At 64.7% G+C, this 24,225-nt stretch carries 21 protein-coding genes and 2 pseudogenes; 12 read left to right on the top strand and 11 right to left on the bottom strand.

Annotated features, from left to right (window positions below; translation table 11 throughout):
* Positions 1-237 precede the first annotated feature (237 nt).
* Positions 238-1,893, top strand: coding sequence for an alkaline phosphatase family protein (locus tag JWQ81_RS06700; RefSeq protein ID WP_297538662.1), 1,656 nt, complete (start codon positions 238-240; stop codon positions 1,891-1,893).
* Between the two features lie 76 nt (positions 1,894-1,969).
* On the opposite strand, the gene JWQ81_RS06705 is transcribed toward JWQ81_RS06700, so the two are convergent.
* Entirely contained in the window at positions 1,970-2,917 is a 948-nt protein-coding gene (locus JWQ81_RS06705; protein WP_297538664.1) for an NAD(P)-dependent oxidoreductase, read from the bottom strand.
* 69 nt (positions 2,918-2,986) lie between these two features.
* Between JWQ81_RS06705 and JWQ81_RS06710 the strand changes: the two genes are divergently transcribed.
* Positions 2,987-3,436 carry a MarR family transcriptional regulator gene (locus JWQ81_RS06710; protein ID WP_297538666.1) on the top strand — a complete coding sequence of 150 codons (450 nt, stop codon included), beginning with the start codon at positions 2,987-2,989 and terminating at the stop codon, positions 3,434-3,436.
* A gap of 135 nt (positions 3,437-3,571) precedes the next feature.
* Here JWQ81_RS06710 and JWQ81_RS06715 read toward each other — a convergent pair whose 3' ends face one another.
* From JWQ81_RS06715 to JWQ81_RS06725, 3 genes and pseudogenes are all read right to left on the bottom strand, one after another.
* The gene (locus JWQ81_RS06715; protein WP_297538668.1) at positions 3,572-7,069 is read right to left on the bottom strand and encodes a polysaccharide lyase; all 3,498 of its coding nucleotides are present in this window, start codon (positions 7,067-7,069) and stop codon (positions 3,572-3,574) included.
* A 207-nt stretch (positions 7,070-7,276) separates the two neighbouring features.
* Positions 7,277-8,020 (bottom strand): polysaccharide lyase family 7 protein, encoded by a 744-nt coding sequence (locus JWQ81_RS06720; protein ID WP_297538670.1) that lies wholly within the window; start codon positions 8,018-8,020, stop codon positions 7,277-7,279.
* 879 nt (positions 8,021-8,899) lie between these two features.
* Positions 8,900-9,109: pseudogene (locus tag JWQ81_RS06725) on the bottom strand (fasciclin domain-containing protein); the annotation flags it as partial.
* Between the two features lie 298 nt (positions 9,110-9,407).
* On the opposite strand from JWQ81_RS06725, the gene JWQ81_RS06730 reads away from it, so the two are divergent.
* From JWQ81_RS06730 to JWQ81_RS06740, 3 genes are all read left to right on the top strand, one after another.
* Positions 9,408-10,430, top strand: coding sequence for an LLM class flavin-dependent oxidoreductase (locus tag JWQ81_RS06730; RefSeq protein WP_297538672.1), 1,023 nt, complete (start codon positions 9,408-9,410; stop codon positions 10,428-10,430).
* 141 nt (positions 10,431-10,571) lie between these two features.
* The gene (locus JWQ81_RS06735) at positions 10,572-10,760 is read left to right on the top strand and encodes a hypothetical protein (protein WP_297538674.1); all 189 of its coding nucleotides are present in this window, start codon (positions 10,572-10,574) and stop codon (positions 10,758-10,760) included.
* A gap of 706 nt (positions 10,761-11,466) precedes the next feature.
* Positions 11,467-12,276, top strand: coding sequence for an aquaporin (locus JWQ81_RS06740; protein WP_297538676.1), 810 nt, complete (start codon positions 11,467-11,469; stop codon positions 12,274-12,276).
* On the opposite strand, the gene JWQ81_RS06745 is transcribed toward JWQ81_RS06740, so the two are convergent.
* The 6 genes from JWQ81_RS06745 to JWQ81_RS06770 form a co-directional block, all read right to left on the bottom strand.
* On the bottom strand, positions 12,264-13,715 hold the full coding sequence (locus JWQ81_RS06745; RefSeq protein WP_297538678.1) for an MDR family MFS transporter: 1,452 nt from the start codon (positions 13,713-13,715) through the stop codon (positions 12,264-12,266). The genes JWQ81_RS06740 and JWQ81_RS06745 overlap by 13 nt on opposite strands.
* A gap of 26 nt (positions 13,716-13,741) precedes the next feature.
* Complete coding sequence (locus JWQ81_RS06750; RefSeq protein ID WP_297538680.1) at positions 13,742-14,320, bottom strand: YbhB/YbcL family Raf kinase inhibitor-like protein; 579 nt, start codon at positions 14,318-14,320, stop codon at positions 13,742-13,744.
* Between the two features lie 24 nt (positions 14,321-14,344).
* Positions 14,345-14,782 carry a MarR family transcriptional regulator gene (locus tag JWQ81_RS06755; protein ID WP_297538682.1) on the bottom strand — a complete coding sequence of 146 codons (438 nt, stop codon included), beginning with the start codon at positions 14,780-14,782 and terminating at the stop codon, positions 14,345-14,347.
* Positions 14,783-14,858: 76 nt separating this feature from the next.
* Positions 14,859-15,452 (bottom strand): hypothetical protein, encoded by a 594-nt coding sequence (locus JWQ81_RS06760; RefSeq protein WP_297538684.1) that lies wholly within the window; start codon positions 15,450-15,452, stop codon positions 14,859-14,861.
* A 28-nt stretch (positions 15,453-15,480) separates the two neighbouring features.
* Positions 15,481-16,602: a HAMP domain-containing sensor histidine kinase gene (locus tag JWQ81_RS06765; RefSeq protein WP_297538762.1), complete on the bottom strand. Its 1,122-nt coding sequence runs from the start codon at positions 16,600-16,602 to the stop codon at positions 15,481-15,483.
* Positions 16,595-17,290, bottom strand: a complete 696-nt coding sequence (locus JWQ81_RS06770; protein WP_297538686.1) for a response regulator transcription factor — start codon at positions 17,288-17,290, stop codon at positions 16,595-16,597. Before JWQ81_RS06770 ends, JWQ81_RS06765 begins: the two co-directional genes overlap by 8 nt.
* Positions 17,291-17,377: 87 nt before the next feature.
* On the opposite strand from JWQ81_RS06770, the gene JWQ81_RS06775 reads away from it, so the two are divergent.
* The 6 genes from JWQ81_RS06775 to JWQ81_RS06800 all read left to right on the top strand — a co-directional run bounded on the left by JWQ81_RS06775 (position 17,378) and on the right by JWQ81_RS06800 (position 22,550).
* Positions 17,378-17,911 carry a M15 family metallopeptidase gene (locus JWQ81_RS06775; protein WP_297538688.1) on the top strand — a complete coding sequence of 178 codons (534 nt, stop codon included), beginning with the start codon at positions 17,378-17,380 and terminating at the stop codon, positions 17,909-17,911.
* Between the two features lie 229 nt (positions 17,912-18,140).
* A complete protein-coding gene (locus JWQ81_RS06780) occupies positions 18,141-19,046 on the top strand; it encodes an NAD(P)-dependent oxidoreductase (RefSeq protein WP_297538764.1) in 906 nt (301 codons plus the stop codon).
* Positions 19,039-20,079, top strand: coding sequence for a D-alanine--(R)-lactate ligase VanA-Sc (vanA-Sc, locus tag JWQ81_RS06785; RefSeq protein ID WP_297538690.1), 1,041 nt, complete (start codon positions 19,039-19,041; stop codon positions 20,077-20,079). The genes JWQ81_RS06780 and vanA-Sc overlap by 8 nt, the downstream gene beginning before the upstream one ends.
* On the top strand, positions 20,076-20,684 hold the full coding sequence (vanX, locus tag JWQ81_RS06790) for a D-Ala-D-Ala dipeptidase VanX (protein WP_297538692.1): 609 nt from the start codon (positions 20,076-20,078) through the stop codon (positions 20,682-20,684). The genes vanA-Sc and vanX overlap by 4 nt, the downstream gene beginning before the upstream one ends.
* Positions 20,685-20,774: 90 nt before the next feature.
* The gene (locus JWQ81_RS06795) at positions 20,775-21,890 is read left to right on the top strand and encodes a UDP-N-acetylglucosamine--N-acetylmuramyl-(pentapeptide) pyrophosphoryl-undecaprenol N-acetylglucosamine transferase (protein WP_297538694.1); all 1,116 of its coding nucleotides are present in this window, start codon (positions 20,775-20,777) and stop codon (positions 21,888-21,890) included.
* A 51-nt stretch (positions 21,891-21,941) separates the two neighbouring features.
* Positions 21,942-22,550, top strand: a complete 609-nt coding sequence (locus JWQ81_RS06800; protein ID WP_297538696.1) for a hypothetical protein — start codon at positions 21,942-21,944, stop codon at positions 22,548-22,550.
* A 222-nt stretch (positions 22,551-22,772) separates the two neighbouring features.
* Here JWQ81_RS06800 and JWQ81_RS06805 read toward each other — a convergent pair whose 3' ends face one another.
* Positions 22,773-23,678: an endo-beta-N-acetylglucosaminidase H gene (locus tag JWQ81_RS06805; RefSeq protein ID WP_297538698.1), complete on the bottom strand. Its 906-nt coding sequence runs from the start codon at positions 23,676-23,678 to the stop codon at positions 22,773-22,775.
* A gap of 313 nt (positions 23,679-23,991) precedes the next feature.
* Here JWQ81_RS06805 and JWQ81_RS06810 point away from each other — a divergent pair.
* Positions 23,992-24,093 (top strand): annotated as a pseudogene (locus tag JWQ81_RS06810) (ABC transporter ATP-binding protein); the annotation flags it as partial.
* Positions 24,094-24,225 lie beyond the last annotated feature (132 nt).

Raw genomic sequence — 24,225 nt, forward strand, 5'->3', positions numbered from 1 at the left:
GGGGTCGCTTCAGTGGAATAGCGCCACTACCGACTTCCGGGGGTGCCACACGTGTCCGGCACGCGGTACACCTGACCGCGCCGAACTCGGCAAGATTCGACGCGGTAGCGCCGGTGTCGGACATTCTCGCGCGACAAAAGCACATTCCCCGGCAGCCGGCCCTGATCTGGAGGAACGAGTACGCCGATGAACTTCGCCCGCAGCAAGGCCCAATCACGTCTGAGGAGACCGACGACGATGGTCGACAGGTCACGATTCCCCCGCTACACCGGTGTTGTGCTCGCGGCGTTGACCGCGATAGCGCTCACCGGACTCGCCCCCGGCATTGCCTCGGCCCAGCCCTCCGCCCTGGCGAACACGGCCGCAACACCGGCAAGTGCCGGCTCGGTTCCCCGACCCGACCACGTGGTCGTCGTGGTGGAAGAGAACCACTCCTACTCCGACGTGATCGGGAACTCCGCGGCCCCCTACATCAATACCCTCGCCGGTCAGGGTGCGTCCTTCACGCAGTCCTTCGCGATCACCCACCCGAGCGAACCCAACTACCTCGCCCTGTTCTCCGGATCCACCCAGGGCCTGTCCGACGACTCCTGCCCGCACACCTTTTCCGGCGCGAACCTCGGACAGGAACTGCGCGGCGGCGGGTTCGGTTTCACCGGCTACTCCGAGACCATGCCTTCGGCCGGGTACACCGGCTGCACCAGCGGCTCCTACGCCCGCAAACACAATCCCTGGGTCAACTTCAGCAACGTCCCGACGTCGGCAAACCAGCCCTTCACCGCCTTCCCCACCGACTACTCGACCCTGCCGACGCTGTCGTTCGTGATCCCCAACCTGCGCAACGACATGCACGACGGCACAGTTGCCCAGGGCGACACCTGGCTGCACAACAACATCGACGGCTACGCCCAGTGGGCCAAGGCGCACAACAGCGTCCTCGTCGTCACGTGGGACGAGGACGACAACAGCGCGGGCAATCAGGTCCCGACCATCATCACCGGAGCCGGCGTCACCCCCGGCTCCTACGCGGAGACGATCAACCACTACAGCGTGCTGCGCACCCTCGAAGACGCCTACGGACTCCCTGCCGCCGGCGCCAGCGCGACTGCCACGCCCATCACCGACATCTGGTCGTCCTCCCCCACCGGCACCGTGACCGTCACCAACCCCGGCACCCAGAGCGGAACCGTCGGCACCTCGTCCAGTCTGCAGATCAGTGCCGCTGACACCGCCGGCGGCACCCTCACCTACACCGCCGCGAACCTTCCGGCAGGACTCTCGATCAACCCTGCCACCGGGCTCATCTCCGGTACACCCACCTCCGCGGGATCGGCAACAGTCACGGTGACCGTCACCGACTCGACCGGCCCAGCGGGATCGACGTCGTTCACCTGGACCGTCACCGGGCCCGGCGGAACTTGCACCGCCACGCAACTGCTGGGCAACCCGGGCTTCGACACCGGAACGCCGGCCCCGTGGTCGACCACAGCCGTCATCACCAACAGTGGTTCCCAACCCGCACACAGCGGCGGCTGGGCTGCCTGGCTCGACGGCCACGGCTCCACCCATACCGACACCTTGTCCCAGACGGTCACCCTGCCCACCGGTTGCGCGACCTACCGCCTGGGCTTCTGGTTACACATCGACACCGCTGAAACCACCACGACGAAGGCCTACGACACGCTCAAGGCCCAGATACTGAACAGCTCAGGAACGGTGCTGTCCACAGTGGCCACCTACTCCAACCTCAACGCGGCACCCGGCTACACCCAGCACACCGCGGACCTGTCCGCCTACGCCGGCCAGACCGTCACTCTGCGATTCACCGGCGCCGAGGACTTCACCCTGCAAACGTCGTTCGTCCTCGACGACACCAGCCTCGCCCTGTCCTGACCAAGAGGCGACAGGTTCCTTGGCAAAGCCGAGTCGTGCACTGTGGACCGCGAGAAGTGCGGTCCACAGTGCACGTTCACCGGTCGTTGCCCGCGCGGAGCCAGGCTAGGTAGTCGGCGACCGCGCGTTCGGTGTCGTAGGCGGGCCGATAGCCGGTGTCCTGCTGGATGTGGGTGATGTCGAGGTAGCTCTGTCGGCCGGACCCGCCCGTGGGTAGCTCGATCCGGGCGTCCGGGACGACCTTCTTGATCGCGGCGATGACCTCGGCGTTCGTCGTCGCGCGGCCGGCTGCGACGTTGTAGGTGCGGTGGCTGAGCTGGTCTACGAGTTGGAGCAGCGCGATGGCTCGGCCGCAGTCCTTGACGTAGCACAGATCGATCGCATCCTCCGCGTGTACGGGGGAGCTCAGCCTGGAGAGGTCCGGCTCGGTCCCGCGGGCAGCGGCGTGGACGAGTTGGGGCGCGGCGAAGAACGGACCCGCGGCGCGGCCGAGCGGCCCCCAGATGGCGCCGATGCGGTAGTTGACGATCTCGAGGCCGGTGGCGCCGGCCAGGTGATCGGACAGCAGCTCGCCGATCTTCTTGAACGCCGGGATCACGTGGTCCGCGGTCATCGGCAACGGCATGTCCTCACCGAGTGCGCCCTCGTCGGTGACGCCGCCGTACACGCCGATCGTGCTCGCGACGCCCACGCGCGTCACGCCCCAGTCCTGGGCGGCCTGCAGGACGTTGAACAGGCCGCCGATCGCGGTGCGCGCGGCGTCGATGGGCTGGGCGGCGCTGGGCGGCCAGGGCATCGAACCGGCGAGGTGCACGATGCCGGTGATCTTGTGACGGGTTCCGATGTCGAGCAACGTCTTCAGATCGGTGATGTCCGCCTGCTCCACCACCACCGGCTCCCCTGCGGGGCCTGCCGGAGCCTCGACAGCGCGGCGCTGGACCAGCACGCAGGATTCGCCCAGGTCGAGCAGGGCTCGCACGGTGTGTGAGCCGATGAAGCCCAGGCCCCCGGTAACCAAGATCATGACGACTCCATCTGCAGCTTGACTGATCATCAGTAGTACTGACGATCAGCCTAACGATAGAGTTGGCCGATGTCGAGCACTGATGGACCGGGACCGGAGTTGGGCAAGCGTCTGGGCTACTTGCTCAAACACGCGCAGCTGCGGATGGCCGCGCTCAACGAGGAGGCGTTGGCGCCGTACGGCACCAACGGACGTGAGCTAGCGGTGCTGCTAGTTCTCGACGGCCGCGAGCCGGCCTCCCAGCAGCAGGCAGCGCATCGCCTGGGCATCGATCGCACGACGATGGTCGCGTTGCTGGACACGCTCGAAGGCAAGGGGCTGGTGTCGCGTCATCCGCACGCGGACGACCGGCGTCGCAACGTGGTCGAACTGACCGAGGCCGGGCAGGACACCGTCCGGAGAGCCACCAAGGCAAGCAATGAGGCCGAGCGCACGTTCCTCGCGCCGCTCAGCTCACAGGCCGCCCAACACCTGCGGGACTCCTTGCAGACCATCGTGATCCAGCCGGGCAAGCCCTAGACGGTTGCCGCGACACCGTGGCCGATACTGAGGCATTCCGGCATCGCGCTCACCGCCGGCATCTCAGCGACAAGCGTCGGGCGGGGAAACCCATGGCTCCCCACCCGACGCTTGTCCTGGGTGTTCGGTTCCCCTTCAGCTTTGGGGCGCGCCTGAGACGGAGTAGGCGTCCCAGTCGTAGAGGAATCCCTTCACATTCGGGCCGTCGGTGGCCGGGTTGCCATGATCGTCGACGAGGATGTTGCTCTGGTTGAGCGCATGGCTGATGTATCCGTGGTCGAGCTTGTACTTCAGATCCAGCGTGCCGATGTGGTAGGCCGTCTCGTTGGAGGCGCCGGCGGGGTTGAAGTTGCCGAGCACCTGCATGCTGACCCGGCTCCCGGTCACGTTCATCCAGCCTTCGAAGGTATACAGCGCGGAGCTGCGCAGGCCCTGCGAGTCCGTGGAGCTGAATTCGTGTCCCATACAGCACTTCCCGTCGTACGGACTGGTTGTGCCGTCGGCGATGTGGGCGGGGCTGACGGTGCTCTGCGCGGTCTTGTCGAAGGTGTTGCCGGCGATCGTGTTCCAGATACCCATCAGGTCGCTGGAATGGTGACCCTGATACAGGAACGCTCTGGCGATCGCCGCGTTGCCACCAGTACCGACCGCGGCGAAGCATTGGCCGGAGTTGGTCAGACCGGCCGCCTTCAGTTGCGAGGTGACCGTGGCATCGCTGAACGACGTCAGCATCGAATCCCAGTTCGCCGCCCCGAAGAACTGGATCGCCGCGATCTCGGTGTCGACACCACCATCGCGGTAGTTCGGGTTGTTGGTCTTGGAGAAGTTGCCGAACCCGCAGATGCCGGAGGAGAAGCTGTTGGCGTCGTTGTAGGTGTAGTTGCTGCCGTAGCCCATCGCGGCTTCCAGCAAGGTCACCTTGTTCTGTTCTGCCGCGGTGAGCTCACTCCACGCCGGGCCGTTCTTCAGCAACAGCAGCGCTTGCGCGACCGGCGCCTGAGCCCACATCTCGAGACCACCGTCGGAATCGGGTTCCTTCCCGCCGGAGATCATGGTGCGCACCTGGGCCAGCAGGGCACTGTCCACGGTGGTGCCGCCGGTCGCCTTCGCGCCAGGCGCCACCTTGTCCACGAGAGCCAGGTAGTAGACCACCTTGGACTCGCCGATGTTCACTGGATTGGTTCCCGGCCGCGGCACGGCCGAAGTCGGCGCAGCCCAGGCGAAAAGCGGCGCCGCGACCGCACTGTCGATCTCGGGCTGGCTGAAGCCGGACCCGCCACCGCCACCACTCGTCGTGGCGGTCACCGGCGCGCTCGGCGCCGACTCGACACCTGCCGAGTCCACCGCGCTCACCGTGTAGCTGTGCGAACTGCCAGGCGCGAGCCCACTGATCGTGGCACTGGTCGTCGTCGGTGTGGCCACCACGACGCTGCCTTCGTAAACCTTGTACGACACAGCAGGGTCGCTGTTGTTCGTCTCCGACCAGGACAGGTTCACGCTAGAACTCGTCGTGCCCGACACAGCCAGACCCGTCGGAGTGGCCGGGCCGGTAGAATTGGGATTCGTCGCACCGGTCACCGACGCGCTCTGTGCCGACGTCGCACCTGCCGAATCCACCGCCACCACCGTGTAGGTGTGGCTGCTGCCAGCCGCGAGCCCGCCGATCGTGGCACTCATCGCTGTCGGCGTGGCCACCACGACACTGCCTTCGTAGACCTTGTACGACACCGCCGGATCAGTGTTGTCGGTCTCCGACCACGACAGCGTCAGACTCGAACTCGTCGCCGCCGACACCGCCAGCCCCGTTGGGACGGCGGGGGTTCCGCCACCACCGGTGCCCTGGCCGTTGACCGTGACGTTCGTCGGGGGAAGGTAGCCGGTGGTGTAGTCCCCACTGAACACGACCGTGACGCTCGCGCCGTTGGCGATGGAGCCGCTGCTGCCAGTGTTGGTGAACGTGTAGTGGTTCCCACTCGTCGTCAGCGTGGCATTGCTCTCGCTTTCGATGTTCTCGCTGGCGTCAAGATCGAACTGCACATTCCAGCCGTTCACCGCGCTACCGGATTTGTTGGTGATGGTGGCACTGTCGGTGAACCCGTTGCCCCAGTCCTTCGTCTTGGCAATGGTCACCGTGAGACCGCCACCGGAACTGCTGGAGGTCTGCCCCGTCGCCGGGACGCTCTGCGCCGACTCGGCACCGGTCGAGTCCAGCGCGCTCACGGTGTAGGTGTGGCCGGTGTTCGGTGCCAGTCCGGTGATGGTGGCGCTGGTGGTGGTCGGGGTGGCCACCACGGTGGTGCCCTCATAAACCTTGTACGACACAGCAGGATCGGCGTTGTTCGTCTCCGACCAGGACAGCTTCAGGCTCGACGTCGTCGCCCCGGAGGTGGCCAGACCCGTTGGCGTGGCAGGAGTGTTGGTACCGCCGCCGCTTGTCGTGCCCGTCGCCGACATGCTCGGTGTCGATACGTTGCCCGCCGAATCGATGGCCTCCACGGTGTAGGTGTGGCTGGTGTTCGGCGCGAGACCGCTGATCGTGGCGCTGGTAGCGGTCGGGGTGGCCACCACCGCGGTGCCCTCGAAGACCTTGTACGACACTGCAGGATCAGCGTTGTCGGCCTGCGACCACGACAGGTTCAGACTCGACGACGTCGCCCCCGAGGCGGTCAGGCCGGTCGGAGTAGCCGGAGTGGCGGGGCCACCGCCGGTCTGCTGCCCGGTGGCAAGGGTGAAGTCGGCGAACTCGTCGGTGGTGGTTTTACTCGGGCTCCACGACGTGTCGTGGCCGCCATGGAAGGTGGAGAAGAACACGCCTGAGTTCGCGCCGGGCAGCGTCTGCGTGGTCTGGCATACCGGGGTGGATCCGCCGTCGCTCCAGACGGTGATCGAACCGGTGGTGGTGTTCACCTGCTGCTCGATCGAATGCCACTTACCGTCCCCGGCGAACTTCCAGTTGCCCTTGCAGAGATCTGCGCCGAAGCCGCCACCGGACGCGGTGTAGAAGTACAGCTCGCCATCGGTCGCGTTGGCACTCCCGCCGCGCCACATGTAGCGCGTCGACCAGCCCTGCTGGCAATGCTGGCCGCCGCTCTCACAGCCGGGCACACCACCACCCCAGAGGCCGGGCATTTTGCCGGCCAGCTTCTTCCCGAAGTCAAAGCCGACGGGGAAGTTGTAATAGTACTTCAGATCCAGTGTCGGGCTGGCCGCCAGCGCGGCCGCGCCTGGCGCGGTGGACTTGCTCAGATCCTGATACATCTGGCCGCCGCCCAGCCCGCACCCGCAACTGGGCGGTCCGCTCGGCGCCGGATAGGTCGTCTTCAGCGCCTGACCACCGCCGGGCGCGGTCGGGTCGCTCACCGGCTGGAAGTTGGAGTAACCCCAGTTGCAAGTCGACGACGAAGTGGCACCCTTGCAGACCTGGGTGTCCGAGGTCAGGCCGTAGTTGTTGTTCCAGCTCGGTGTGTGGAAGTTGCTGAAGTCCGTGCTCCAGGTCGATGCTACCGACGGCGTGGTGGGCGCGGCAGCGATGGTGCCGCTCGACGCCAGCGCCACCCCCGAGGTCACCAGCGTGAGCGCCAACGCCCACGCCCCGACCCGCGCGATTCTACCCAGGACTCTCCTGTGCGACATTGCACATTCTCCCTAACTGGTTCCGGTGAACAAACCGGCGGAATGAGGATTCCACCGGATTCCTTCTGGCGGCGGGATCAGCGCAGAGCTAGCCACTTTCGGTATCGAGGAGAGGAAACGCTCGGCGACGAAGCGGAGGTGCGACCGTCCGAAACAGGCTGCAAAACGGAGGCCCCGGTTTCGTTGACTATCTACTTGTGACAGTCCTTAGGCGTGTTGGATCGACAGTGCGTAGAACTGCACTTTCGCTCCGACTGTGCTGCTGCTTCCGGTCGACTGGTCGTAGTCGCCGGCCTTGAAGTACATGGTGTAGCTCTTGAAGGCCGAGGCCAGCGGCCAGGTCGTCTGCTTGCCGTTGAGCGTCAGCCTGATGGTGTTGCCTCCGGTCAGCGCGATCACGTAAGTGAACTGCGTGCCGACGGGCACATTCCCGACCTTGTACAGGATCTCGTTGCCACCGGCGGGGGTTTGTTCGATCCCCATCTTGACGTCGCCGTTGGCGTAGTAGAACAGCTCCAGCAACGGTTTCGTCGATCCGCTGTTCTGGCCGAGGTGGATCTGCCCGACACAGACGTGGTTCGGGATCTGGGTGGACTTGACGGTCGCCGAAAGCGTGTGGGTGCCGGGAACGGACCAGGCAGCTGCGGAGCCGTTGGGGTTCATTTCCCGCAGTTCTGACCGCGCGTAATGTGAATTCGGCGTGGTGACGCCGTTTTCCGGGTCCCAGAAGCTCATGGAACCGTCGGTTTTGTCGGTGGAGAAATAGCTGTCCTGGAACCCGTTCGACCCCACCAGACCCGAAGAGGGGATAGTCGTGGGTGACCCCGGGGAGCCGGTCGGGAGTTGCAGTTCCCACCGGGAGAGATCAAAATTGCCGCCGGGGGCGACCGCAGGATTGAGCTTGGCTGCCGAGGGAGTGGCAGCGGCAGCGGCCGGACCAGCAGAGCTCATGGTAATGGCGGGTACGGCAAGCAGGGCGAGCGCTACGGTCCCTGCCCCGATACTGAGTTGACGGCTTCGGAACTGATGGTGCGACATTGCACATCCTCCACAGCTGATGGGTGATCAATCCGTGGTCACACGATGACGAACCCGACGCCGAGCGTCGCGTGACGCGGACAGGCGACCCGACAGCGGATACGCCCGACCTCCACAGATCTCTTGGCCGACGCCAAGCCGCCCCTCCTTCCCCGGATTGGCGTTCATATATGTGACTCGTGCCCTTTATGTGATTAGAGGTCACATACTCGGCACTCGCCGAAAAGTAGCTGCACCCGTTCGTCCTGTCAACGGGCAGCCGCAAGAACGGGGAACACCAGGCCCGATTGCCGCATCCGGAGATTCACGCAATGCCGCAAGTCGGACAAATCACCATGCCGAGAGCGGTATTCCACGCCGCACTCATTTGTCTGCCGCTCCACCGCCGCTACCGTGGTCCAGCCGGGAAGACGGTAGAACCATTCGTGGCCACTGCGAACAGCGCCACCGTGCCAGAAGGTTAGGCGCAGGTTAGCGTAAAACGCTTTTTCGCTTATCTCACGGTTCAACGAAAGAGAGATCCATCCCGGACTGCGCCCGGGCGGCCGGATCGCCTCCCCAGACCGATGGCAGCCATGGCAACGATGTCATCAGCGACTGCCCGGCCTGCGTTCGGATACCGGGCGGCAAGGCAGGCGAGAGTGCACACCGTCTCCGACCGGACGGGCGGCAACTCTGGCCCGCTGAGGCAGCACGAAATTCACCGCTACGAAAATGGCCCGAACCCGGCGAAACCGTCCGGGGAAGAATTGATTTTCCCGGACGGTTTCCCCGGCAAAGACCTCGTTGTTGTCACGACTTGTTGGTGCCGGGGGTCAGCACCTTGCCGATAACGAAGACGGTCGCGTTCTTGGTGGGGATGTTGCCGCAGAGGACCGGGTTTCCGTTGACGGTCGGGGCGAACACCGTGATGGACGGCGCGCTGTTCAGCGGGTCGACCAGGTTCGTCGCCTGGACGGCCGCGACCAGGGTCTTGAGCAACGGGTTCGTCGACGCGGCGGAGGTGCCGTGGTTGTCCCGCTGACAGTGTTCTCGTCCGGCCGACAGTGTCGACCATTGGGCTCCCGCCGATCGCTTCCGACACCGGCGTGACCGCTGGACACGCAGCGTCCAGCAGTGGCCTTGTCAACGGAGCCAACGGTTCCGTCAGCGACGTCACCGCGTCGAGAGCCGGCGAGCGCTCGACATACTCGGTGCCGGTTCCGGCCGCGCTCTGGTAGGCCTCGGCGGTCACGGACGGGAACTCCTCGCAGCCGCCGCGGTGGGAATCAAACGCCTCCGCCGGACGCTTACACCTGCTGTGAAAAAGATTGGCTTCCTCTCCTTCGGCCACTGGTCGCCGGGTGCGCACTCCGAGACCCGGTCCGCCGCCGACTTCCTGCACCAGTCCATCGACCTGGCGGTCGCCGCCGAGGAGCTCGGCGTGGACGGCGCGTACTTCCGCGTGCACCACTTCGCCCAGCAGGCCGGCAGCCCGTTCCCGCTGCTCTCGGCGATCGGCGCGCGCACCTCGAAGATCGAGATCGGCACCGGCGTGATCGACATGCGCTACGAGAACCCGCTGTACATGGCCGAAGACGCCGGTGCCGCCGATCTCATCTCCAGCGGCCGCCTGCAGCTCGGCATCAGCAGGGGGTCCCCCGAGCAGGTGATCGACGGCTGGCGTTACTTCGGGTTCACCCCGGACGAAGGCGAGACCGACGCGGACATGGCCCGCCGGCACACCGAGGCCTTCCTGAAGGTGATCGAGGGTGAGGGCTTCGCGCAGCCGAGCCCGCGGCCGATGTTCGCCAACCCGCCGGGGCTGTTGCGCGTCGAGCCTTACTCCGCTGGCCTGCGCGAACGCATCTGGTGGGGCTCCGCCTCGAACGCGACCGGCGCCTGGGCCGCGAAGCTGGGGATGAACCTGCAGAGCTCCACACTCAAGTTCGACGAGACAGGTGAGCCGCTGCACGTCCAGCAGCGCAAGCAGATCGAGGCCTACCGCGACGCGTGGAAAGAGGCCGGTCACGCCCGAGAGCCGCGGGTGTCGATCAGCCGGAGCATTTTCGCACTGACCAACGACCTGGACCGGGCCTACTTCGGCCGCGACCGCAACTCACGGGACCAGATCGGCATGATCGACGAGAACACGAAGGCGATCTTCGGACGTTCGTACGCCGCCGAGCCGGACGAGCTGGTGAGGCAGCTCAAGGAGGACGAGGCCATCCAGTCCGCGGACACCCTCCTGCTGACCATTCCCAACCAGCTTGGTGTCGACTACAACGCCCACGTACTGGAGAGCATCCTCACTCACGTGGCCCCGGAGTTGGGCTGGCGCTGACCGCCGTCGGGGTACGAGCACTGACGGCTGTCAGTCTCCCGTCGATCAACCGCCTTCACGCTTTTGGGTGATCACGCCAAGTAGCGTCGGGTTGGTGCCTATCCAACAGGAACCCGAAACGGCGGCTTGTCTCGCCGCGCCATGTTTGGTCTCTCCGGTCTGATCACCGCGGCGGTCGCGGTAGGGAGCACCGGGGTCGCGGCCGCAGCCGAGGAGCCCATCGACCCGGCGGCCGGCACCCTGATCACCCTGGGCACGGCGGCTGGCCCGCTGCCGGAGGCGAACCTGACCGGGACGAGTTCGGTCATCGTCACCGGCGGCCACAGCTAGATCGGGCCGCCACTCGCGGGCCACCGCCAACGACTCCTCCAAGGACATGTCCACCCTCGTACCGCCGAACCCCTCGCCCGCAGCGGCGGGAACTATGCCCTCCAGCAGGTTGACACCGATACGAAGCTGGACTTCGGCGACGATGTCAGGGAGTTCGGCACCCGCCGCAAGGAACTCCACGTCGTCTGCGGCCAACACAGCGAAGACGGAGGGGGCTGACATGAGCGCGACGGTGTCACCGCGCTTACGGAAGGCTCGAGCCAGGGGCAGGAAGGGGGAAGATGTGCCCGTGGGCGGGGGTGGCAGAAAAGAGAACGCGCACCATTATCACTTACCTCTGCAGCGAATAGTTGATCGTGCAAGAATGTTGATAGGGCAAGAACACTGCGGTCTGCTGACCCTGTCGGCCCGCGATCGCCGCGAGGTCGCCTACGAGGTACATCATGGACATTCGGTGATTATATAACTATGACCGCAAAGTTATAACACAAGTGATCGTCAGGGCAATCCGTGCTGCCCTTCTTGCCAATCAATTTGATCTCAAAGCAGCATCAAGGTACCGAAAGGCGCCCTGGCGCTCTGCGCATGTGTGAGGCGCATGATGAATATGCACCACCGGCGCTGGACGCACTGGTCGGGGCCGGGGACACTCACGATTGAGAGCTGCGCCTGCCGACCTCGCGGCGTCCGAAACGAGGAGGCCTTGATGGGCAAGAAGCTCGCCCGCCCTACGCCGCTGCCGCTTGCGCGCGCGGCGGATGAATTCCTGCTGTGCACGGTGTTGTTGTTCGTTGTCGTGACGATGGTGCGCTGGCTGCGAGCACCGGATTCGCCGCTGTATATTGCCGGCCTGCACAATGCGCTCGCCGTACTCGGCCCACTCAGCGGGGTGGTGCTGGTCGCGTTGATCTACTCACCGCCTGGCCGACGCAGCGGGGGGCACATGAATCCGGCGGTGACGATCGGCCTGTGGCTGACAGACGCGTTCCCCGGCGCGAGCGTGCTGCCGTACGTTGCCCTGCAGCTGGGTGGATCGCTGCTCGGCACTGAGCTCGGGCAACTGGCATGGGGCAGTGCCGCCGCCGGCCCGACCGTCGGCGACGCGGCGTTGCGTCCTGGCCCTGGCTGGGGCACCTCGGCTGTGTTTCTCGCCGAGACCGCCAGCGTGATCGTAGTGATCTTGCTCGTCGGGCATTTCCTGGCACATCCGGCTTATAGCCGATGGTTGCCGCCCACGGTCGGCCTCTTCGTTGCCACGCTCATTGTCGTACTTGGTGCCTACAGCGGCGGATCAGCCAATCCCGCTCGCCAGTTCGGTCCGGCAATCATCTCGGCGCAGACAACGCTGTTGTGGGTGTACCTACTGGCACCGGTGGTGGGCGCCATACTCGGGGCGTCAGTCCATCACCTGCTGTTCCGCAGGTTCCAAATCCGCGAACCGCTGAGCTACAAACTGGACGGCAGTGGGTCGATGCCGCCCGCCGACACGCCAGTAGCTGCCGCTCAGACTTCCTGAGCGACGCCCGCGGTCGTGGCGCGGGAGTTGTTCGGTGTTGGTTGCGGCGCGCCGGGCAGCATCAGGCTCAGTACGAGGGCGACTCCGGTGAACCCTGCTGCCCACCAGAACGCTTGGTCGAAGGCGTTCGCGGCCAGCGCCGCCGAACCCGAATGGTTGCCGAGAGCGACATCCAGGATGACGGCGAGCACAGCGACACCGAATGACCCGCCGACCTGCTGCGCGACGCGATTGATGATGCCGGCGTGCGCAATCTCGTCACGCCGAAGGCCGACGAACGAGGCCGCCTGCAGGGGAATCGACACGACGGAGAGTCCGAAGCCGCGCACCACCAGCACCGCCATCAGGAACCATTCGTCGGTCGTCGCCGAGACGAGCGCGAAAGGCACGGTCGCGAGTCCCACGATCACGAAGCCGGCAAACGCGACCCGCCTTGGCCCGATCCTATCGGTGAGTCCACCGGCCAGCGGGCGGCCCAGGAGCGCGCCGATACCCAAGGGAGCAACCAACAAGCCGGCGTGGAGCGCGTCAGCTCCGCGTACTTGCTGCAAATAAAGGGGAAGCAACGCCATGCCGCCGTAGAGCGCGGCTCCGGAGAGGAAGGCCATCGCGGTGGCGGACGCGAGTGGCCGGTGTGCGAACAACCTGACGTCGACCAACGCCGTGCCGCCGCGTCGAACCGAATACCAGGCGAATATCACCAGCAGGACCGTGCCGGCAAGCAACGGGCCGAACGCGTCGGCACCGCCGAAACCGCCTTTCTGCGACGACCTGGAAAGACCGAACAGAATCGCGACCAGACTCGGCGACAGCAGAAGCCAGCCGACGAGGTCGAAACGCGGACGCGCGTTCGTGGCGTCCGCGTCCAGCATCCGCCAGGCCAGTATGAAGCCGACCACGCAGAACGGAACGTTCACCCAGAACAGCCACCGCCAGTCGAGCCAGTTCAGAATGACGCCGCCGATGATCGGACCCAGAATCGGCACCACCACCATCGGCAAGCTGACGATCGACATCGTGCGCCCCAACGCCCTGCCTGCCGCCGCTTGCATGATCATCGTCGAGAACAGCGGAAACAGGAGCCCGCCGCCGAATCCCTGAACAATCCGGAAGCTGATGAGACTGGTAGCGCTCCAGGCCAGGCTGCACAGAATCGAGCCGATCAGAAAGACGGTCAAGGCGAACAGCCACACTCGCTTGCCGCCGAATCGGGCCTGCGCCCAACCGGCGAGCGGAATCACCGCACCGAGCGCGAGCAAGTACCCGGTGCTCACCCACTGAATCGTCGAGATCGGCACGTGCAACTGCGCCGAAAGGGTCTGGAGCGCAACGTTGACGATCGTCGTGTCGAAGACCACGGCGAGCGAGCCGACAATGAGCGCGACGGCGATCTTGACAACTTTCGGATCGAGGCGATCGTCGGTGGTTGTCTTGGTCACTTCGGCTCCAGTGTCGTCTGTCTGGGTCAGCGTTCCACGGTGCCGATGAGCCGGCCCCGGGCCAGGACGGGGGTGGTGATGGAGGACAGGAGGACGCGCGGCCGTTCGCGTTCCGGTGCGGTTCCGCCTGTGGTTGTACTGACGGGGGCGGCGAGGGCGAAGAGTTGGAAGGTGTAGTGGTGCGGCCCATGGCCCTTGATGGGTGCGGGGCCGTGGTATCCGCGTCCGATAGTGGAGCGCAGAACCCTTACGCCTTCGGCAGGTTGCCCTGCGGCGAGGGCGCCCGGGGCGAGGTCGCGGACCGCCGGGTCGATCAGGGCAAGACAGTGGATGGCGGGCTTGGCCAAGGGAACATCGGTGTCCTCGACGACCAGGAGGAGCTGAGCAGTGGCGGGAGGCGGCGGATTCCACGCCAGGTGGGGCGACAGGTTCTGGCCGCCGATGTTCTTGCCGCAGTGGTCCGGCGGGATCGTGCCGCCTTCGTCGAAATCCCGGCTGCTCAGGTTCAGCAGTTCGGGGCCGTGCAGGTTCGGCTGATTCCACGCCGCGTGGGTCTCACCTGATTTGCGATTTTTCAGGAGTCGGCCGAGCAAGGTCAGCGCCATGGTTTCTTTCTGGTTCAGTGGGGATCAGATTCTTTGGGCGAGTCGGTCAAGCAGCGGCGCGGCCGCCGCGAGCTGCTCCAGCTCCCCCGGCGTGAAGCCGTCCGCCAGCGCCAGTGCGAGCAGTTCCGTGCGGGCGCTGCGCTTGTCCTTCAACGCTTGCCGGCCCGCGTCGGTCAGCGCCAGGACCACACGCCTGCCGTCCTGCGGGTCCGGGCTCCGCTCGATCAGACCGCGGGCCTGAAGTCCGCCGAGCGTCGCCCCCATCGCCTGCGCGGTGATCTGCTCCTGACGGGCCAGTGCTGCCGACGTCGTCGGGCCCGCGCGATCCAGCAGCGACAGAGCCGCCCGCTCAGGCATCGTGAGCTCACCCTCGACGCGCGTTTGACGCGCTCGCCTCAGCAGCGCGCCGACGCTCGCCAGCAGGGCGGTGGCGAGCGTAGCGGGGGTCAGCTCGTCGCTCATATGCTAAGGCTACTTTATAAACCAGCCTTAGTAAAGTCGTCCTGCCCTGGCCCGGGAGGGTGGACCGACGAGCGGGTTAGCTGAGACTGTTGACGCAGGCCACGGACAGGGCGACTGCTTGATCGCGACTCACAATGGGCGACTCGGGCGCCGCTGACGAAACGGGGCGGCCCGTACCGCCGAAATCAAACGTCAGCGCCAGGAGATTATTACCGGAGTCGTCGACTTCGATCGAGAACTGGCGATTGTCCGCGTCGCGTGAACTTCCCGCTGTCGACTGCACCGTATAATTCTCGATGCGCTCGACCTTGCACTGATGAGCAGAGGGATCGCCGCAGTCACCTTTGGACTGCGTTATCGTCGGTCGCGTCAGGTTGATTTCAACCTCTCCCGAACTGCCGTCGGTTCCCCGTACGGCGACATCGACACGAAAGGCAGTGCCAGCACCATCCGGGGACGTAGTCACCGTCGATTGGGCGTGCACGGTAGCGGAATTCACCGCAGCCCACTTGGCGACCGCGGCGAGCAGAAGGTCTTTGCCGACCACTCCGTCCGGTATCGATCGTGCGTGATTACCCTGCTCCGGAACGGTTGGGGCGGAACATCCAGCACAGAGGGTGCCGATTCCGAAGAGTGTCGACAAGAAGATAATTGCATAGGCCTTGCTCACCCTGTTTGCTCCCCCGCTTTTACGAACGTTACCTGCCAGTGTGCGGTGGTGCGGCGGGTAATTGCACCGTGACGCGGAGCCCGCCGTCGGCGCGGGGGGTGAGGGTGAGGGTTCCCTCGTGTGCCTGGGTGATGCTTTTGACGATGGCCAGGCCGAGGCCGACACCTGCTGCGTGGTCGGTGCGTATGCGTTGGCTGCCGCGCTGAAACGGCTCGACAAGCGTGGAAACCACTTCTGGGGAAAGGTTCTTGCCGGTGTTCTCGACAGCGAGCAATACAGCTTTGGGTTGAACGCTGGTCGTGACCCACACCGTGCCCTGTTCAGGCAGGTTGTGGACGATCGCGTTGTGCACCAGGTTCGTCGTCATCTGCAGGAGGAGCGCGCGTGAGCCGATGGTGGGGGTCATCTCGCCGGCGATCTCGATGATGAGGCCACGTTTTTCTGCGAGCGGGAGAAGCGTTTCGGTGGCCTCTTCCGCGATGAGGGAAAGGTCGACGTGTTCTCGGCCAAAGGACCGCTGGTTGGCGCGGCTGAGCAGGAGCAATGCTTCGGTGAGGTCGATCGCTCGGGTGTTGACGAAGTAGAGGCGGTCGACAAGTTCGGCAGTGTCGCGGGTGCGATCGTTGCGAGCCACGTCGAGAAGTGTCTGTGTGATCGCCAGCGGGGTGCGCAGTTCGTGGGAGGCGTTGGCGGCGAATCTCTGCTGTTCAGTGACGTGTGCTTCGAGCCGTGCGAGCATGGCGTCGAAGGCGTCGGCGAGTTCGCGGAATTCATCTCTCCTGCCTTCCAACTCGATCCGGTGGGAGAGCGATCCGTCCGCGGCCTGGCGGGTGGCACTGGTGATGCGAATCAGGGGCGCGAGCATGCGGCCGGCGAGGATCCATCCTCCCAGTAGGCCGAACAGCAGCAGAAACAACAGCGCTGCGGCCACCTTCGGGGCGAAGGCGCGCAGCAGGTCGGAGCGGTCTGGGATGAACATCGGACCGGGTGTGCCGGGCGGACCGGACGACGAGATGTCGATCACCGCGGGCACGTAACGCAGCAGGAACACCCACACCACGGCGAGCAGCAAGGCACCCGCAAGCATGACCAACCCGGCATAGGTGAGGGTGAGTTTGAGGCGAACGCTCAGACCGGGCGCCCTATCCACGGTCCTCTCCCCCACGTCCGGTGCCGGGTGCGGTGTCGATGCGGTAGCCGACGCCCGCCACGGTGGCGATGATCCAGGGTTCGCCGAGGCGTTTGCGCAGCGCCGAGACGGTGATCCGCACGGCGTTGGTGAACGGATCGGCGTTCTCATCCCACGCCCGTTCCAGGAGTTCTTCGGCGCTGATGACACCGCCTTCGGCAGCGACGAGGACTTCGAGCACGGCGAACTGTTTGCGGGTGAGCGCGACGTAGCGGCCGTCACGGTAGACCTCGCGGCGGAACGGATCCAGCCGCAGGCCTGCGATCTCTCGCACGGGCGGCCTGTTGTGGGCGCGCCTGCGGTCGAGTGCCCTGAGACGGAGCACGAGCTCCCTGAGCTCGAAAGGCTTCGTGAGGTAGTCGTCGGCGCCGAGCCCGAACCCGGTGACCTTGTCGTCGAGCCGGTCGGCGGCGGTGAGCATGAGAATCGGCACGCCGCTGCCGGAGGCGACAATGTGCTTGGCGATCTCGTCGCCGGAGGGGCCGGGGATATCGCGGTCGAGAACGGCGATGTCATAGGCGTTGATGCGCAGCAGTTCCAGCGCGGTATCACCGTCACCGGCGATGTCGGCGGCGATTGCTTCCAGCCGTAGGCCATCGCGGATAGCTTCAGCCAAAAAGGGTTCGTCCTCGACGATCAACACACGCACACTCGCGATGCTACGTGCCGGAGCATATCGCCGGCATATCGAAAACCAAATACGTGTCGGCAACACCACGTTGTCTTGGCTGGCAGCATGACATACCGCGAACCAGCACGAACAGCAGCACGCCAGTCGCCGGCGTCCTCGTCCTCCTCGGCCGCCCGGCGCGCCCTCGGCGAGCCGGCCGGCGCCGTCCCTGATGGCGCGACGGTCTTCGATGACGAAATTCCGGCCGTGGCCAACCTTGACCCCGAGCTGCTCGGTGCCCTGCGCCAGGCTGCGACTGATGCCGCCGACTACGGGGTCGAGTTCTTCGTCAACGGCGGCTGGCGCTCCCCGCAATACCAGGAACGACTACGCCATGAGGCGGTTACGAAGTACGGGTCGGAAAAGGAAGCCGCTCGATGGGTGACCACCGCGGACACGTCTGCCCACGTGTCCGGGCACGCGGTCGACATCGGGCCGGCCGACGCCAGGGCCTGGCTGTCCGAGCACGGCGCCGCGTATGGGCTGTGCCAGATCTACCGTAACGAGCCCTGGCACTACGAACTGCGCCCCGAAGCCATCGACCACGGTTGCCCGCCCATGTATGCCGACCCCACACACGATCCCAGGATGCGGCGGTGACCGAGACTCTCGTATGTTACCCGTCGGTAGCATATCGTCGGCATATCGAAAACCGGATACGCGCCGACAACACCGCGGTGTCTTGACTGGAGGCATGACCTACCGCGAACCAGCACGAACAGCGGCCCGCCGCACGCGGTCGCTGTCGTCCTCGTCCTCCGCGCCCGTGCCGGCGCTGGGCATCACCATCTATGGCTGCGGTCCGGACGAGGCCGTGTTGTTTCGAGAGATGGCACCTCGCTTCGGTGTTGTGCCCACTATCACCGAGGCAGCGGCAACTGAAGCCACCACTGAACTGGCATGGGGAAATCGATGCATCAGCGTGGGCCATAAAACTCGTCTCACCGACTCCACCCTTCTTGCACTGAGCCGGGTCGGCGTAAGGTATATCTCGACACGAAGCATCGGCTACAACCATCTCGACGTAAAATACGCCGAGAGTGCAGGCATCTGCGTTGAAAATGTCGCCTATTCGCCCGACAGCGTGGCCGACTACACGCTGATGCTGATACTGATGGCGGTCCGAAACGCAAAATCCATCATCCGCCGCGCGGACGTTCATGACTACAGACTGAGTGATACACGCGGGAAAGAACTACGCGACCTGACCATCGGGGTCGTCGGAACAGGACGCATCGGCGCCGCGGTCATGGACAGGCTGCGAGGTTTTGACTGCCGAGTATTGGCCTACGATAATCACCCCTTGGCCGCTGCCGACTACGTTCCTCTCGATGATTTATTGCAGCGGAGCGACATTGTAACGCTCCATACACCACTGAACGCGGACACGCACCATCTACTGGATCGTCACCGTATCGAGAAGATGAAGCATGGCGCGTTTATTATCAACACCGGGCGCGGTCCGCTCCTTGACACTGAGGCTCTTATTCCAGCGCTGGAAAGCGGTAGGCTGGGCGGTGCGGCGCTGGATGTTCTCGAAGGCGAGGAAGGCATATTCTACGTCGACCGCAGGGAGAAACCCATCGAAAGCAAGCAGTTGCTGCGGCTGCAAGAACTGCCGAATGTGCTGATCAGTCCACACATCGCCTACTACACGGACCATGCGCTGAGCGACACTGTCGAAAACTCCATCATCAACTGCCTCACCTTTGAAAGCAGAAATCACCATGGATAGGTTGAAGGTCGGAATCATTTTCGGGGGTTGCTCCGAAGAGCATCCCATCTCCGTCAAATCTGCGCAAGAGGTCGCAAAAAACCTCGATACCGAAAAGTATGAGCCGTTCTATATCGGGATCACGAAGAGCGGCGCTTGGAAGCTCTGCGACGGCCCTGGTGAAAATTGGGAAAAGGGCAACTGTCGTCCGGCCGTGCTGTCGCCGGACAGAGACGCACACGGACTTCTTGTTCTGCAGCAGGGAAAATGCGAAACGATCAGCCTGGACCTCGTGTTTCCCGTTCTGCACGGCAAACTCGGCGAGGATGGTGCGATGCAAGGTTTGCTGGAACTCTCCGGCATCCCCTACATAGGCTGCGACATCCAAAGTTCCGCTCTGTGCATGGACAAATCCCTTGCTTACACCGTCATCAAAAGCGCGGGAATCGCTACGCCGAACTTCTGGACCGTCACGGCGAAAGAGAATATTGATCCCGACAGCCTCACCTACCCCGTCTTTGTCAAACCGGCCCGTTCGGGGTCGTCTTTCGGCGTCAGCAAGGTATCCCAGAAGGAAGAACTGCCGGGCGCAGTGGAAACCGCGAGGCGCTACGACTCGAAGGTGCTGATCGAGGAGGCTGTCGTCGGCAGCGAGGTCGGCTGCGCCATCCTGGGGAACGATCTGGAGCTGATCGCCGGCGAGGTGGATCGCATTGCCCTGTCCAGTGGATTTTTCAGAATCCACCAGGAGAGTGCGCCTGAAAGCGGTTCCGAAAACTCGACACCAGTCGTTCCCGCGGACATTTCAGCCGAGTCACGCTCGCTCGTTCAGGAGACAGCAAAGGTCATCTATCGCGCACTGGGGTGCAGTGGACTGGCACGGGTGGACATGTTCTTGAAGCCAGACGGAACAGTAGTCCTCAACGAGGTCAACACTTTGCCTGGTATGACCTCTTACAGCCGCTATCCGAGGATGATGGCGGCCGCCGGATTGCCGCTCGCCGAAGTGATCGACCGGCTGGTATCGTTGGGCTTGACCGGAAAAATACGATGAAAGGTGACTTCGTCTTCGTGGACGAGTTCGTCGCCGGAATACGCTGGGATGCCAAGTACGCCACCTGGGACAACTTTGTCGGCAAACCGGTGGACGGCTACCTGGCAAATCGAATCGTCGGCACGAAGGCTTTGTGCGCCGCCCTGGAAAGAGCGCAAGGAATGGCCGAATCCCTTGGCTTTGGCTTGTTTCTCTGGGATGGTTATCGCCCACAACGCGGCGTGGACTGTTTTCTGCGCTGGTCACAACAGCCGGAGGATGGCCGGACCAAGCTACGCCACTATCCGAATATCGACCGAGCCGAGATGTTCGAAAACGGGTATGTGGCCACCAAGTCGGGCCACAGCCGGGGCAGCACCGTCGACTTGACGCTCTATCACCTGGCTACCGGCGAACTTGCCGCCATGGGCGGCGACCATGATCTGATGGATTCACTCTCACATCATGGAGCAGCGGAGGTCACGCCGGCCGAAGCGAGAAACCGCCAGTACCTCTGTTCCGTCATGGAGGCCTCCGGTTTTGCCCGGTACGACTTCGAGTGGTGGCACTACACGCTGAAAAATGAACCTCATCCGGACACCTATTTTGATTTTCCCATCACCTAGCGTGATACACGTAAGGAAGAGAATGTCGCCGCAGAAATCCATTTTGTCCGGTGTCTTCGGTGCTCGGCACGAGCCAGTTGCAGCGCAGGCGTGACAACACCGCGCGTCGTCGTCGCCGGCGGCCATTCGGCCGGGCACATCGAGCCCACGATGAACTTCGCCGACGCGCTGCGTCGGCTGGAGCCCACGGCCGAGATCACCGCGCTCGGCACCCTCCGAGGCCTGGACACGACGCTCATCCCGGCCCGCGGCTACCCGCTCGAGCTCATCCCGCCGGTGTCGCTGCCGCGCCTACTGAACCGGGCACTGCTGCAAACGCCGGGTAGGCTGCGCGACTCGGTGCGGGCGGCCGAGGCGATACTCGACCGCGTGCGGGCCGAGGTCGTGGTGGGCTTCGGCGGCTACGTAGCCATGACGGCGTATCTCGCCGCCCGCCGGCGGGGCCTGCCGATCGTCGTCCACGAGGCGAACGCCCGGCCCGGAGTGGCCAACCGGCTGGCAGCCCGGATGACGACGCACGTGTTCACCCCCGCGCCGAGTGTCCGACTGGCTCACGCGACCGCCATCGGGATCCCGCTGCGTCCGGCGATCACCGGGCTCGACCGGCCCGCGCTGCGCGACGCCGCCCGGCAGCGGTTCGGCCTGCGACCCGACGGGCCGGTGCTGATGGTCACCGGCGGTTCGCAGGGCGCCCTGACGATCAACGCCGCGGTGTCCGGCGCGGCCGCGGCGCTCCGGGCAGCCGGTGTGCAGGTCCTGCACATCACCGGGCCGCAGCACGTGGTCGAGGTGCCGGAGGGCGACCCCGCGGATCCGCCCTACGTCGTCCTCCCCTACGTCGACGAGATGCAGTACGCCTACGCCGCGGCCGACTTCGGGATCTGCCGCTCGGGGGCGATGACGTGCGCCGAACTGGCCGCTGTCGGCCTGCCGGCCGCGTACGTCCCGCTGCCACTGCGCGGCGGTGAGCAGCGGCTGAACGCCGAGCCGGTCGTCGCGGCCGGCGGGGCACTGCTCGTCGACAACGCCGACCTCGACCCGACCTGGATCGAGACCACCCTGATCCCGGTGCTCACCGATCCCGAGCGGATCGCGGCGATGTCGGCCCACGCGTCGGCGGCCGGCGCACCTGACGCGGACGTCGTCCTGGCCCGGCACGTGCTCACCGCGGTCGCCGAGCGACGTAGGTATCCTGCAAGTCGGTGATTCGGCCAGTGTGGGAAAATCGTGAACCATGACGAAGCTGCCTAGGTTCTGATGGTGGGCGAGCAGGCCGCGAGGTCGATCGACGCCACCCACCTTCCCGAAAACCTGGTGGCACTCATCGATTCTCTCGGCCCCGGTCAGAATCTGCTGATAACCCGGGACGGTCAGTCGATCGCGTCGATATCCAGCACGGTTGAGACCGGAATCGGCGATCCCGCCGGCGGCGGCCGTGGCGCCGCCGGGAACGTGACCGTGGTGGCCACCGCAATGGAGCTGTCGGCATCGGCTCGGGCGTCGTTGTCCGCGCAGCTCGGCCCCGACTACGTAGTACTGGACATGAACTCGGCCCCCGAGAGCGTCGACGTGCTGCTGATGCCGCCGACCAGCCCGCAGTTGATCGGGCACTTGCGATCGAGGTTCCCGAAGGCCCGGATAGTCATCGCGGAAATCGAGGATCGAGAACTCGGTGTCAGCTACCAGGGCCCCGTCCGCCGGCTACTCGACGCCGGCGCCGACACCTACTTTCCGCCCAGCACAATCCCCCGCCTCGCCGAGCAATTGGACCGCACGATGATTCATCTTGCTCAGCTCACCGCCGACGCCTCACCACCACGGACAATCGAATCGCCGCAAGACCGCAATGTCCTTGAAAGCGAATAACCCGCTCGCAATTCGGTGAAGGTGGTCGACGCCGGTCGTGTACTGGCGATCTTCGCCCTTCGGTGACACGATTCTCGGCGATGAAGCCCGAATCCGATCCAGCAAGCGCCACCAGGCTGAACACGCATCTGGGTCGTCTCCGCCGCGCAGGACTCGCGAGTGTTCCAGCGCGTTCTAAGCGGTTAGAACCTGGTTAGAACCGGCCGCAACACTCACGAGTCTTTAGGGTATGTACACGGCGTCCTTGCCGTACAGCGCTTTGGTGAAGCTGGAGATGTAGGTGTGCGAGTCGGCAGCGCCGAGGTTGTACGTCAGGAACACGCCGTAGCCCTCACTCACGGTTCGCTGGGCGAGGCTGGCGGTGGTGCTGGTGGACGTCGCGCCGATCTGCACTGCCGCCGGCGACAGCCCGGACTTCGGGAGCGCGATACTCGGCACGCCCCAGGTGCCGTAGTAAGGGTTCCAGGCGTAGTTGAACTTCGACGTGATGTCGACGCCTCCGTAGGACAACCTCGATGCCGCCGGGCCGATGTTGTACAGCGAGATGAGTTTGGTCGGCATCGCCGCCCGCAGTGCTGACACGAGGTAGACGAACGAACTGGAGTTGGGCTGGCCGGTGGCGTTGTTGCCGTAGTCGGCGTATTCGTCGTCGAAGTCGATACCGTCGAGCCCGTACTTGGTCACGGCGTCGGACAGTTGCTTCGCGAAGGCCTCGGCCGCCGACTTGGACGGGAAGTTGGCGAACCCGGCGCCCTGGTGATTGCCCAGCACCGACAACATGACCTTGATGCCTTTGGCCTGTAGCGGGCGGACCTGGGTACTCACGTTGTCTAGCACGCCCTGCACGTTCGGGTTGAAGCTCAGGTATGCCGCCTTCTTGGCGGTGTCGTAGTTGATGTTGGCGGCGAAGATGACACCGATGTCAAAGACGTTGCCGCCGCCTTGGGCCAGCGTGTACTTGCCCACGTTGACCATGCTGTCGTTGTTCACCTCGATGTAGGCCACGGAAATCGGCCCGGTCTTCGCGAGCCGCGGCGCGGGCGTGCTCGCCGCCCCCGTGCCCGCCGTCAGGCCCGCCATGAGCGTGGCGGCCGCCAGCAGTGCAGTGACCCGGCCAAATTTGACCACCGTTGATCAACTCCCGTCGAGTGGGTACTCACGAACTCGAGCAGAGAACGGACGCGGATCGCGCCTGAAGACACTTTGACTATGTATGTGCTTTTCCCTCGCCCTGTCAAGGTTTGTGATCAAGTAACGCGCTCGGTACCTCGGTTGGCCTACGCAGAACGTCTTGTCCCGAACACTCACGAGTCCGAGCGCCGGCGAGCGAAGCGCTTCGCTGACGCTGGCCTCCAGTTGTCCGAACAACTGGTCCTTCACGGCGTCGAGCAACTGGCCCTTGCCGGAGAACCGGCGAGATCGCTCCCACCGACGTTCCCGCCTGCGGGAGCTGTGCACCACTGCCATCTGGATGGACGGGGGCCGGATACGCATGGCCGGCTCGCTGAGCGAGGTCCTCGCGGCTTATAGGAATTCTCTATAGCACCTGCTGACATTTCGTCTTTGCCATTGGCGACTTTCCGGACGTACGGTGAAATAGCTCGACGAGGTGCGCACCGCGATTTCTCCGAAAGATTCGCGCTCTACGCACATAAATCATTCTTCTCCTCGAGCG

The organism is Amycolatopsis sp. (genome assembly GCF_025464955.1).
Classification (GTDB): domain Bacteria; phylum Actinomycetota; class Actinomycetes; order Mycobacteriales; family Pseudonocardiaceae; genus Amycolatopsis.

What these genes read in the sequence shown, in the direction of transcription:
- JWQ81_RS06700 (WP_297538662.1), top strand. Translation starts at nt 238, where the DNA reads ATGGTCGACAGGTCACGATTCCCCCGCTACACCGGTGTTGTGCTCGCG.
- JWQ81_RS06705 (WP_297538664.1), bottom strand. Translation starts at nt 2,917, where the DNA reads ATGATCTTGGTTACCGGGGGCCTGGGCTTCATCGGCTCACACACCGTG.
- JWQ81_RS06710 (WP_297538666.1), top strand. Translation starts at nt 2,987, where the DNA reads ATGTCGAGCACTGATGGACCGGGACCGGAGTTGGGCAAGCGTCTGGGC.
- JWQ81_RS06715 (WP_297538668.1), bottom strand. Translation starts at nt 7,069, where the DNA reads ATGTCGCACAGGAGAGTCCTGGGTAGAATCGCGCGGGTCGGGGCGTGG.
- JWQ81_RS06720 (WP_297538670.1), bottom strand. Translation starts at nt 8,020, where the DNA reads ATGAGCTCTGCTGGTCCGGCCGCTGCCGCTGCCACTCCCTCGGCAGCC.
- JWQ81_RS06735 (WP_297538674.1), top strand. Translation starts at nt 10,572, where the DNA reads ATGTTTGGTCTCTCCGGTCTGATCACCGCGGCGGTCGCGGTAGGGAGC.
- JWQ81_RS06740 (WP_297538676.1), top strand. Translation starts at nt 11,467, where the DNA reads ATGGGCAAGAAGCTCGCCCGCCCTACGCCGCTGCCGCTTGCGCGCGCG.
- JWQ81_RS06750 (WP_297538680.1), bottom strand. Translation starts at nt 14,320, where the DNA reads ATGGCGCTGACCTTGCTCGGCCGACTCCTGAAAAATCGCAAATCAGGT.
- JWQ81_RS06755 (WP_297538682.1), bottom strand. Translation starts at nt 14,782, where the DNA reads ATGAGCGACGAGCTGACCCCCGCTACGCTCGCCACCGCCCTGCTGGCG.
- JWQ81_RS06775 (WP_297538688.1), top strand. Translation starts at nt 17,378, where the DNA reads ATGACATACCGCGAACCAGCACGAACAGCAGCACGCCAGTCGCCGGCG.
- JWQ81_RS06780 (WP_297538764.1), top strand. Translation starts at nt 18,141, where the DNA reads ATGGCACCTCGCTTCGGTGTTGTGCCCACTATCACCGAGGCAGCGGCA.
- vanA-Sc (WP_297538690.1), top strand. Translation starts at nt 19,039, where the DNA reads ATGGATAGGTTGAAGGTCGGAATCATTTTCGGGGGTTGCTCCGAAGAG.
- vanX (WP_297538692.1), top strand. Translation starts at nt 20,076, where the DNA reads ATGAAAGGTGACTTCGTCTTCGTGGACGAGTTCGTCGCCGGAATACGC.
- JWQ81_RS06800 (WP_297538696.1), top strand. Translation starts at nt 21,942, where the DNA reads ATGGTGGGCGAGCAGGCCGCGAGGTCGATCGACGCCACCCACCTTCCC.